Here is a 5,679-nt window from a genome sequence, read left to right on the forward strand (position 1 = left end):
TGCACAGCTTTATCATTAAAAAGGGCGATACTATCCCAAAAGGAAAAATCATTGGTTTTGTAGGGAACTCGGGAAAAAGTACGGGATACCACTTACATTATGAAATCCATAAATTCGATAAACCTATAGACCCCTACCCTTTTTGTTTTTTAGATGTAGACTGATTGCTAGTTGGACTGAACATTTTTTCCTGCTGTTGGGCTTATGCCAATTTCAAATCATTGTGAGGCATCATTATTTTAAAAATAATAAGGCCTACATTAGTTACTGATAAAATGGAAATAGAGGTGGTAATCCTATAATGTTATATGTCATTGGGTTTCAAAACTAACCTGACTGTCAAGGAAATCTATTGCTCCATGTCACTTGTCAACCCAATGAAAAATCGGTTTTTCTTCCTAGTTTCACAACTAATCATTATTTAATCCTCCCAGATAACACTAAGACCTTTATTTTTATAGGGGATAAAGTGCTCATAAACTTTCCTGCTTTCATCTTCAAAACGATAACAGGTGAACCAGTCACCTGCCCATAACTGTTCGGTTTTTCTCTCTCCTTTACCTTTAGAAAAGTATTCGCCAACCAGAGTGTCTTCTGGAACTTTTCCATTGTTGTCTGCAAGGTTTTTGAAAATAAAATCGGAACTATTCCATTTCCACTTAACAATGTTTTCTTCGCAATAAACTATCATAATTGGATGATTTCCAATATCCGCAAATCGAATTGCGCAAGCAGTAAGACTAACGTTGTATTTTTTTGAGAGTTCCTTAATAATTGAAAAACTAAATTTTCGTTTGAAACAATCCTTAACAAATCGTTGTTCGGGCATTAATAAACAAGAAGCAAAATAATCAGCTTCACGTTCAATTTTTTGATGTTTCTCTTCATTATTTTTAGAAGGGTGTGGTTCTAAAATTCCACTTTGTAATCCATATCTATGGTTGTCGATGAAGTAATGGCCTAATTCGTGAGCTAGTGTAAATCTTCCTCTAGGTGATTCATGCTTATTATGTCTTTTGGTATTAACATGAATATAAAACTCTGAATCATATACTATCATACCGTCAAAGGCATTGCCATAATCATCATAAAAGACCGACAGATTTTCAGAATCAACAATTTTATCTAATGGAGTTTCAATTTCCTCATATTCAGCAGCAATAAACTCAGCTAAATCTTTAATAATTTCTTTTGAGGTATTACTTATCTCCATTTTTATGTTTGCCCTTCATTTTATCCAAAATGTCTTTTGGTATAGATTGCACTCCTTTTCTTGCAGCCATTTTAAGCTCCTGCATTTCTTTTTTTTCAAATTCAGAAACTGTAACCTTTTCTATTTTCAATAGACCTCTTTTTATAATGGATGATGGATCATCCAAGTCAGTTGGAGTTTCAGCTGCAACATCAATACAGTTTTCAAAATCAGTAATTTCTTTTTCTGTTGACGGAAAAAGGTAACCATTGGATCTTAAAATATCGATTAACTTTTTATTTTCCATTCTTCACAGGTATTAATATTGATTTAGTTGAAAAAAAATCAATAATCTTCTTTTCACTTCTTTCTTTTATCTTTCGAATATTAAGTTTGGTTGTATTGTGTAGTTTAGCTATTTGATTCAATATTTCGGTTGGGGTCTTTCTACCATCTTCATGGTAATTGTAAAGCGTTAACATTATTTCTCTATCTCTAGTAGATAAGGTATTCAATGCTTCATTCATCAATTTGGAATTGACACTTTCATACATCTCCTCGCTAACCTCTGTACTGTCTTCAGATTGTTCAGGTTGAATAGTACACAGGGAAGATTCTTTTCCATAATATTCATCTAATAAACTAATGAGTTCGTTACGAGAAACAACAGATAACCATCCTTTAAAGCAATTATCATTTTTTGCACTTTCTGGCACGGAAAACGAAAGTGGTTTTTCATATAACTTGAAGAAAACATTATTAATAACGGTCTGGTGCAATTGCTCGTCATAAATCCCCATATCTTTTAGATTCTTCTTCACTATTGCAGATAGAATTTTACTATACTTTTTATAGAGCATATCGAAAGCGTTTAAAGCCGATTTTTCGTCCTCCACTTTATAGCTTATTGTTAGTAATATTTCTTCCAGTTCTTCTAATTCCATCAAGTTATATACTTAACAAAGTTCCGTGACAATGTACATATAAATTCTAAATGTCACGCTTTTCGATTTACTCTATTAAAGTCTAATCTATTATTAGTAGTGATACTAAATAGTCGTCCAGTTCTTTCGGCCGAGAAGTGAAAGAAATTACAAGAACGTAAATAGATTACGATATGGGATAATATTTTTCACGGTTTAAATGGAATAACAAATGCCTAAGTAGACAGGGAAATCAAGGAACATTAATTAACAAGCGTAATGCTTTAAAAAAAGAACAAAGTAATGGGTTTAAATAAGAGTAAGTATTTGCAACAGGTTCTGGAAAGTTACAGGATGAGCCACGTTGCCGATTTAATGGAAAAGTACATAAAAAAACGAGAAATAGTAAAAGATGCGTTGGTCGAAAAATTTAAAGATCAAATTGTCACTAAAGCAATTAATTCTGGGTCGTATGCAAAACATGATGCCATAAACATCAAATTTGATTTGGATGTTTGTCAGCCGTTTAAGCGAAACTCCTTTGATACTTTGGAAGAAATGGCTGATGCTGTTTTTGACTTTTTCAATGAGGAGTTTGAAGATGATAATCTTGTAAAATATAAAACAAGGAAGCAACGTGTATCCACGGGAATTACATTTGTCATTGATGGGGATGAGATTCAAATGGACATTGTTCCAGGAAGAGAATTAAATGCAGATGATTATGTCGAAACCAATAGACTGAATCTGTACGTTCGTCCAAAATTGCTTCAACCTGCAAGTACAACACAGACGAATATTCAAAAACACATTGATTTGGTAAAAGGCAAAAATGTAGAAAGAAGCATTATTCGATTACTTAAAGTCTGGAAAACCAACAAAAACAACAGTAGAGTAAAATCATTTTTTGTCGAGTTAATAACGATTAAGGCATTTGAAAAGTGTTCAAATGTTCCTTCTGGTCTATGGGAGCAATTAGAAATGGCTTTGGAGTTTATCCGAGATAACGTTAAAACAATACGCTTGGAAGATCCAGCAAATTCAAATAACGTTGTTTCAGATATCATGACCGACACGGAAAAAGAAAATTTGTATTGGGACATGAAGCAAATGTTGGAATTAATAGCTTCTTCTGCTGATAATCTAAAATCGTATTTTCCTGTGAATGATGATTATTATGAAGAGGAGGAGGACGAAGAAGATAAGGAGTCTGCGGCACTAGATATAGTAAGATCAGGAGTAGTACAAAAACCTTGGTGCAACTATTAAATGAGTGGAATCACAAAAGATATCGATAAAGCATTGCTGAATTATCCATCATTGACAAGAGTTGTCGAAGATGGTTTTATCAGAGTTAGAGGATTCATACCATTAATTCACCCCAAAAAAGGTGAAATCGATCGCTATGAAGTACTAATAAAATTTCCGCAAGATTTTCCAAAGTGCTTTCCAAAAGTGATTGAAACAAGTAAAAAAATTCCACGTATTCCGGATAGGCATATCAATCCAGATCATACACTTTGCCTTGCAGTTGAACCAGAAGAGAAGGTATTAACTAAGAATGGAATTTCATTTAAATACTTTTTAGACAAAGTTCTTGTTCCTCATTTGGCTAGAGAAACATATAGGGAAAGCAAAGGTGTTTACCCTGATGGAGAGTACGCTCATGGATATGATGGAATTTGGGAGTATTATGAGTCCATTTTAAAGCATAATGATAGGCAATTGATTATCAAAGAACTGGAGTTGATTGTAAATTCAAATTGGCCAGAGAGGAACCAGAAATGTCTATGTGGAAGCGGAAAGAAATTTAAAAAATGCCACCTATATATTTGGATAGAGATACTTAAATCAGGTAAAGATTACGTACAGAAGCAAATACAAATTTTAAAAATCAATATTACCAATGATTGAGATTAAAAAAGTAGACATCAAATCATTGTTCAATGGTTTGCAAAGCCAAATGAATGCAACATTGAGCACTAATCGTGATTTCATTACACATCCCGGATCTAAAGGCGATTCTCTTGAAAATGCGTGGATCGAGTGGCTAAAAAAATATCTACCAAATAGATACAGTGTGGATAAGGCGATTGTCATAGATCATGAAGGAAATACGAGCCATCAAATCGATATTGTTATCTATGACAATTGGTTTACCCCATTTATTTTCTCCCAAAATGGATTTCATTACATCCCGGCAGAAGGAGTTTATGCTGTTTTTGAAGTAAAACCTGATATTGGAGATAGTTCGGATGGAAAAACCAATATCGAATACGCTGCATTAAAAATTGAAAGTGTAAGAAAATTACTGCGCACCAGTACGAATATGATAAACTCGGGAAAGAAACTTAATCCTAGACCACTAACCAAAATTGTTGGTGGAATTTTATGCAGCACAAATTCTTACACGCACAAGAATAACAACACAATAGAAGGGCACATTAAAGCCCAAAATGGGTTGAGAAGTATAGATATTGGATGTATAGCTGATTATGGAAGTTTCTTTGTTGATTACGAACCTTCTGAAGAAATAAGAGAAACGGGACAGGATAAGTTTCTGGAGTTCTACGACAATAGAGTCTTCAGAGAGTTGCGATTTAGTAAACAAGAAAATTCTTTGGTAACCTTTTTCATGCAGTTAACCCGATACCTTCAACAAGCCATTGGTACAGTTCCAGCTATTAATCTTCAAACCTATTTAGACAAAATTGATGAGATTATCGATGAAGAAATTTAATTAATTTTATTTAAATAAACCATACTGTTCCATAGAAATGCCGCATTCAAAAAGAATGATATTAATCTGTCTATGGAATAAGAAATTACGTTTCTTGTAGCATTTAAGCACTAAAGAATGACACTTTTGTATTTGTGCTAAAATCTTTTGAGTTTTAATGAAACAATTAGAACTGTAGGTATAACAATAATTTGATTTCAGGGGAGAAGCGGAATGAATAAAATAAAAAGGCATACAATAATTAAGCGTTCGGATCGCCAGTACGGCCTGTCCCTAAAAACCTGATGGAACCCAAGATGAAAGCCTTGTTGACTGAACCAGATCTAGTTTTCCCCTACTATAGGGATTTGCTCTATAGTTGCGGAGCTTTATGGATGAATCCCGAAGCCCTATCTAGTTCTTAAAGTGATCAAAAATCATCTTGGCCAAGCTTGCACATTTCTTTTAGCAAGGCTTCCGGAGGAAGATTACCGGTAAGTTTTGTCAACTCTTTTCCCTGAAGAAAAGCACCATGTCCAACTTATGTGCTTCCGCCGTACCCTTAAAGTGTTTTTGTGACTTATTCACACCTTCTATGACCCCGCATTGGTAGACAATATTCATGAACCTACGAAACTGGGCATCTGAAAGCTTGGGTTGCCCAACTTCTTTGGTCATTTGTCCGAAATGTTCTGCATAATTGAAAATCATTGGAATTAATCCATTTTTTAGGAAAATATCCAACAAAAGTACACGTTATAGTCTACCTGTGCAATAGAATACCTTCGATATAATATTTTAAAGACATCTTAACGGGCTATTGTTTCAATCATTTTAAGCCGTTC

General features: G+C 33.9%; 7 protein-coding genes. 4 read left to right on the forward strand and 3 right to left on the reverse strand.

Translation table 11 applies throughout. The annotated features are described in order from the left end of the window. The first annotated feature begins 14 nt into the window (after positions 1-14). The gene (locus ACTB0X_RS09630) at positions 15-164 is read left to right on the forward strand and encodes a M23 family metallopeptidase (RefSeq protein ID WP_463024807.1); all 150 of its coding nucleotides are present in this window, start codon (positions 15-17) and stop codon (positions 162-164) included. Between the two features lie 257 nt (positions 165-421). Here ACTB0X_RS09630 and ACTB0X_RS09635 read toward each other — a convergent pair whose 3' ends face one another. The 3 genes from ACTB0X_RS09635 to ACTB0X_RS09645 are packed head-to-tail and all read right to left on the reverse strand — an operon-like array spanning position 422 to position 2,136. Then, on the reverse strand, positions 422-1,213 hold the full coding sequence (locus ACTB0X_RS09635) for an ImmA/IrrE family metallo-endopeptidase (RefSeq protein ID WP_463024801.1): 792 nt from the start codon (positions 1,211-1,213) through the stop codon (positions 422-424). Beyond that, on the reverse strand, positions 1,200-1,499 hold the full coding sequence (locus ACTB0X_RS09640) for a hypothetical protein (protein ID WP_463024802.1): 300 nt from the start codon (positions 1,497-1,499) through the stop codon (positions 1,200-1,202). The genes ACTB0X_RS09635 and ACTB0X_RS09640 overlap by 14 nt, the downstream gene beginning before the upstream one ends. After that, positions 1,489-2,136 (reverse strand): RNA polymerase sigma factor, encoded by a 648-nt coding sequence (locus ACTB0X_RS09645; protein WP_463024803.1) that lies wholly within the window; start codon positions 2,134-2,136, stop codon positions 1,489-1,491. Before ACTB0X_RS09645 ends, ACTB0X_RS09640 begins: the two co-directional genes overlap by 11 nt. Before the next feature lie 354 nt (positions 2,137-2,490). Between ACTB0X_RS09645 and ACTB0X_RS09650 the strand changes: the two genes are divergently transcribed. From ACTB0X_RS09650 to ACTB0X_RS09660, 3 genes are read left to right on the forward strand one after another with little or no spacing between them, the layout of a single operon-like run. Beyond that, entirely contained in the window at positions 2,491-3,384 is an 894-nt protein-coding gene (locus tag ACTB0X_RS09650) for a nucleotidyltransferase family protein (RefSeq protein WP_463024804.1), read from the forward strand. After that, positions 3,385-4,029 (forward strand): SEC-C domain-containing protein, encoded by a 645-nt coding sequence (locus ACTB0X_RS09655; RefSeq protein ID WP_463024805.1) that lies wholly within the window; start codon positions 3,385-3,387, stop codon positions 4,027-4,029. Further along, positions 4,022-4,855 carry a DUF6602 domain-containing protein gene (locus ACTB0X_RS09660; protein ID WP_463024806.1) on the forward strand — a complete coding sequence of 278 codons (834 nt, stop codon included), beginning with the start codon at positions 4,022-4,024 and terminating at the stop codon, positions 4,853-4,855. The genes ACTB0X_RS09655 and ACTB0X_RS09660 overlap by 8 nt, the downstream gene beginning before the upstream one ends. Positions 4,856-5,679: the final 824 nt, after the last annotated feature.

This window comes from Acidiluteibacter sp., from assembly GCF_055129545.1.